The following is a 5,033-nucleotide window of genomic DNA, read 5'->3' as shown; positions in this document are numbered from 1 at the left end:
CGGCCATGAACACGGTGGCGCCGTGGGCGTGGGCGAGGCGGGTCAGGCGGTCGTGCAGGGCGGCGTCGATCGGGAAGCGGACGACGTCGCCGCGGAAGGACCGTTGCGCGGGCCGCGGCCGGTCGGTGGGGAGGGTGAGGACCTCGGGCAGGTCGGCGAGGGTGGTGCGCCAGTAGTCGAGCTGGGTGGCGGCGAGGGAGCCGGGGGTGTCGGCGTCGCCGAGACGGCCGAGCTGCCAGAGGGTGTAGTCGGCGTACTGCACCTCGAGCGGCGCCCAGGCGGGGGCGTCGCCGCGGGTGCGGGCTTGGTAGGCGGTCATCAGGTCGCGGGCCAGGGGGGCGGTGGAGAAGCCGTCGGCGGCGATGTGGTGCACGACGAGGACGGCGAGATGGTCGTCGCGGCCGAGGGTGTACACCCGCGCCCGTAGCGGCACGTCGACGGTGACGTCGAATCCGGTGGCGGCGAACTCTCCGGCGGCGGCGACGGTGTCCTCGGTGGCGGGCACGACGTCGACGGTGAGGCCGACGTCGTCGGCGTCGAGGATCCGCTGCACGGGCCCGGTGGGGCCGGCCGGGTAGACGGTACGCAGGCTCTCGTGCCGGGCCAGGACGTCGCGGACGGCGGTGTCGAGCGCGGCGACGGACAGATGGCCGGTCAGCCGGATCGCGAGCGGGATGTTGTAGGCCGGGGAGCTGGTGTCGAACTGGTTGACGAACCACATGCGCTGCTGGGCCGGGGACAGCGGGATGCGGTCGGGACGCGGGCGCCGGGCCGGTCCGGTGCCGATGGCGGGTTCGGCGCCCGGGGTTTCGGCGAGGCGGGCGGCGAGGGCGCGGACGGTGGGGGCCTCGAACAGGGCCCGCACCCCGAGGTCGACCCCGAGGGCGGCGCCGAGGCGGGAGGCGGCGCGGGTCGCGACGAGGGAGTTGCCGCCGATGTCGAAGAAGCTGTCGGTGACCGAGACCCGGTCGACGCCGAGGACGTCGGCGAACACCCCGGCGACGGCGGTTTCGAGTGCGTCGGCGGGTGGGACGTAGTCGCCGCTGCCGCCGGACAGGTCCGGTGCGGGCAGGGCGCGGCGGTCGAGCTTGCCGACCGGGGTGAGGGGGATCTCGTCGAGGACGACGACCGCGGTGGGCACCATGTGCGCCGGCAGCCGGTCGCCGACGTGCGCGCGCAGGGCGTCGGCGTCGATGTCGTGTCCGGGGGTGGGCAGGACGTAGGCGACGAGCACGGTCTCCCCCGACGGGGCGGTGTGGCCGAGGGTCGCGGCGAATGCGACGCCCGGGTGGCTGCACATCGCGGCGTCGATCTCGCCGAGTTCGATGCGGAAGCCGCGGACCTTGACCTGGAAGTCGGAGCGGCCCACGTATTCGAGTTCGAGGGCGTCGGTCCAGCGCACCACGTCGCCGGTGCGGTACAGCCGCTCCCCCGGCGCCCCGAACGGATCCGCGACGAACCGGCCGGCCGTCAGGTCGGGGCGGGCGTGGTAGCCGCGGGCCAGGCCGAGGCCGCCGAGGTACAGCTCGCCCGCGACGCCGGCGGGCACGGGGCGCAGGGCGGCGTCGAGGACGAGGGCGCGGACGCCGCGCAGCGGGCCGCCGAGTGTGATGGGGCCGGCGACGGTCATCGGGGCGCTGATGGCGGCCATGATCGTGGTTTCGGTGGGGCCGTAGGCGTTGACCAGGCGCCGGCCGGGCGCCCAGGTGTCGCGCAGTTCCGACGGCCATGCCTCGCCGCCGACGGCGAGCTCGGCGAAGGCGTCGAGGTTGTCGGGGGGCAGGGAGGCCAGGGCGGCGGGGGTGATGAAGCCGTGGGTGACGCCGTGCGCGCGTAGGACGCGGGCGAGTTCGTCGCCGCCGTACACGGTGGGCGGTACGACCGCCAGGGTGGCACCGGAACCGAACGCGAGCAGGTATTCGAAGATCGAGGCGTCGAAGCTCGGCGAGGAGAAGTGCATGACGGTCGCGCCGGGGCCGGCGCCGAACCGGCTGCGCTGGTCGAGGGCGAAGTTCTCGAGGCTGCGGTGGGTGGTCACCACGCCCTTCGGGCGGCCGGTGGAGCCGGAGGTGTAGATGAGGTAGGCGGGGTGGTCCAGGCGCAGCGGGCTGCGGCGGTCGGCGTCGCCGATCGGGTCGGTCGAGGCGTCGGCGAGCCGGGCGGCGAAGGCGTCGGTGTCGACGGTGAGCCAGCGGGCGGTGTCCGGCAGCGTGTCGCGGTGCGCGGCGGTGGTCACGCCGAGGGTGGCGCCGCTGTCGGCGAGCATGAAGGCGATGCGGTCGGTGGGATAGTTCGGGTCGACGGGCACGAACGCGGCGCCGGTCTTGGTGACCGCCCACATCGCGGCCACCGAGTGCAACGATCGCGAAATCCCCAGGGCCACGAAGGTTTCCGGACCCACGCCGAGGTCGAGCAGGACGCGGGCGGCGCGGGTGGACCATTCGTCGAGCCGGCGGTAGGTCCACCGGGCGGCGCCGTCGACGATCGCGACGGCGTCCGGATGGGCGGCGGCGGTCGCGGTGAACAGCTCCGGCAGGGTGCGGGTGGTGCCGCCGGCGGGACCGCGGACCGGGGCGAGGACGGCGCGTTCGTCGTCGAGGAGCACGTCGACGGCCGCGGCCGGGGCGTCGAGATCGGTGGCCAGGGTGGTCAGGGCCCGCTCGATGCGGCGGGCGACGGTCTCGACGGCCGGGCGGTCGAACACCTCGGGCAGGTACTTCAGCCGCAGGTGCAGGGTCGCGGTGTCGCCGGTGCCGGCCGGGTGCGCGACGATGCTCAGCGGGTAGTGCGCGGCGTCGTGGCCGCTGATGCCGGCCACCCGCATCCCGGCGATGTCGGTGTCCTCGGTCAGCCCGGCCCGGTCCACCGGGTAGGACTCGAACACGGTGAGGGTGTCGAAGCCGGCGGCGGCGCCGACGCGGCGTTCGATGGCGCTCAGACCGATGTGGTGGTGGTCGAGCATGGCCGCCTGCTCGGCCTGCACCCGGTCGAGCAGGGCGCCGAGGGTCTCGGCGGGCCGCACGGTGACCCGGACGGGGACGGTGTTGATGAACAGCCCGACCATCGACTCGATGCCGGCGACCTGTGGGGGTCGGCCGGAGACGGTGGCGCCGAAGACGACGTCGTGGCGGCCGGTCAGCGCGCCGAGCACGAGCGCCCACGCGGTCTGCACCACGGTGTTGACGGTCACGCCGCGGTCGGTGGCGACGGCGTCGAGGCGCGCGGCGAGACCGGACGGCAGGTCCAGGTCGAGGTCCTGCGAGACCGCGGCGGTGCGGCCGGGGCGGTGCGCGGGGGCGAGCAGGGTGGGCTCGTCGAGACCGGCGAGGGTGTGGGCCCAGGCGTCCGCGGCGGTGTCGGGGTCCTGCCCGGCCAGCCACTGCAGATAGTCGCCGTAGCTGCGGGGCCGGTCGAGGGCGGCGGTGTCGCCGTCGGTGGCGTACAGCAGCAGCAGGTCCTTGACCAGCAGCGGCGTGGACCAGCCGTCGAGCAGGATGTGGTGATTGGTCAGGGCCAGCCGGTACCGGTCGGCGGCGACCCGGACGAGGGTGGCGCGCAGCAGCGGGGCGACGGCGGTGTCGAATCGGGTGCGGCGGTCCTCGTCGAGCAGGCGCGCCGCCTGACGGTCCGGATCGTCGAGGCCGGTCAGGTCCAGCACCGTCCAGGGCAGTTCGACGCGGGCGGGGACGACCTGGACGAAGCCGCCGGAGCCGTCGTCGGCGAACGCGGCCCGCAGGTTGGGGTGCCGGTCGAGCAGCACCTGCGCGGCGCGGCGCAGCCGGTCCGGGTCGACGGTGCCGTGCAGGTCGAGGACGAGTTGCACGACGTAGGCGTCGGCGGACTGCGCGGAAAGCAGGGCGTGGAACAGCAACCCGGCCTGCAGCGGGGCGACGGGCCACACGGTGGCCAGGCCGGTGTCGTGCCCGGCCGCCCGGTAGTGGCGTTCGAGGCGGTCGAGGGTGGGCTGGTCGAGGGCGACGAGGGGCACGTCGGACGGGGTCAGGCCGCCGGCGTGCGGGTCGCGGGCATGCCGGGCCAGGGCGGCGGCCGCGGCCGCCCACCGGTCGGTGAGGGCGACGACGTCGGCGTCGGCGAGCAGGTGCTGCGGGTAGGAGAAGGTGGCGCGCAGCACCGGCCCGTCGGGGGTGGGCACGGTGACGGCGTTGATGTCGACGGCGGCGGCGGCCGGCATGTCCGGGCTCTGGGCGCCGCCGCGGTCGAAGGCGTCCACCGGCAGCCACGGGGTGTCCGCTTCGGTGAGGGCCGGGGTGAGGCGGCCGAGGTAGTTGAAGCTGATCTGCGGGGCGGGGCGGGTCCGCAGCCGGACGGCGGTGCCGGCGTTGAGGTAGCGCAGCAGGCCGAACCCGAGGCCGTGGTCGGGGACGGCGGCGAGCTGTTCCTTCACGGCCTTGATCGCGGCACCGGCGGCGTCGCCGCCGCGCAGCGCGTCCGGCAGGTCGACACCGCTCAGGTCGAGCCGGACCGGATGGATGGTGGTGAACCAGCCGACGGTGTGGGACAGGTCCGCGCCCGGGGCGACGGCGGTCTCCCGGCCGTGTCCCTCGAGGCCGACCAGCACGTCGTCCACGTCGGTGCCGTGGTCGCGGCGCCAGGCGGTGACCGCCAGTGCCAGGGCGGTGAGCAGGCCGTCGTTGACGGTGCCGTGGAAGGCGCCGGGCACCGCGGTCAGCAGCGCGGCGGTGACGTCGGCGGGCAGGTCGGTGGAGACGGTGCGGACCGTGGCGTTGGTGTCGACGACCGGGTCGAGGGGACGGTCCCCGAGCAGCGGGTCGTCACCGTCGAGGATCGCGGTCCAGCGGTCGAGTTCGGCGACGCGGTCGGACCGGTGCGCGGCCTCGACGAGGGCGTGCGCCCAGCGCCGCACGGAGGTGCCGGCGGGGGGCTCCTCGACCGCGGTGCCGTGGAGGGCGGCGGCCCACGCGGCCGCGAGGTCGGGAACGAGGATGCGCCAGGACACGCCGTCGACGGCGAGGTGGTGTACGACCAGCAGCAGACGCCCGGAGCCGGCGGCG

At 75.3% G+C, this 5,033-nt stretch carries 1 protein-coding gene; it reads right to left on the bottom strand.

Annotated elements, in window-relative coordinates:
* Positions 1–5,033, bottom strand: a 5,033-nt coding sequence (locus tag CQZ88_RS28640; protein WP_258008865.1) for a non-ribosomal peptide synthetase, incomplete at both ends; no start/stop codon positions are given.

Origin of the sequence: Rhodococcus sp. ENV425 (genome assembly GCF_002887785.1) — a bacterium.
GTDB classification, from domain to species: Bacteria; Actinomycetota; Actinomycetes; order Mycobacteriales; family Mycobacteriaceae; genus Rhodococcus; species Rhodococcus aetherivorans.
This window is presented reverse-complemented; position numbering and strand designations above follow the sequence as displayed.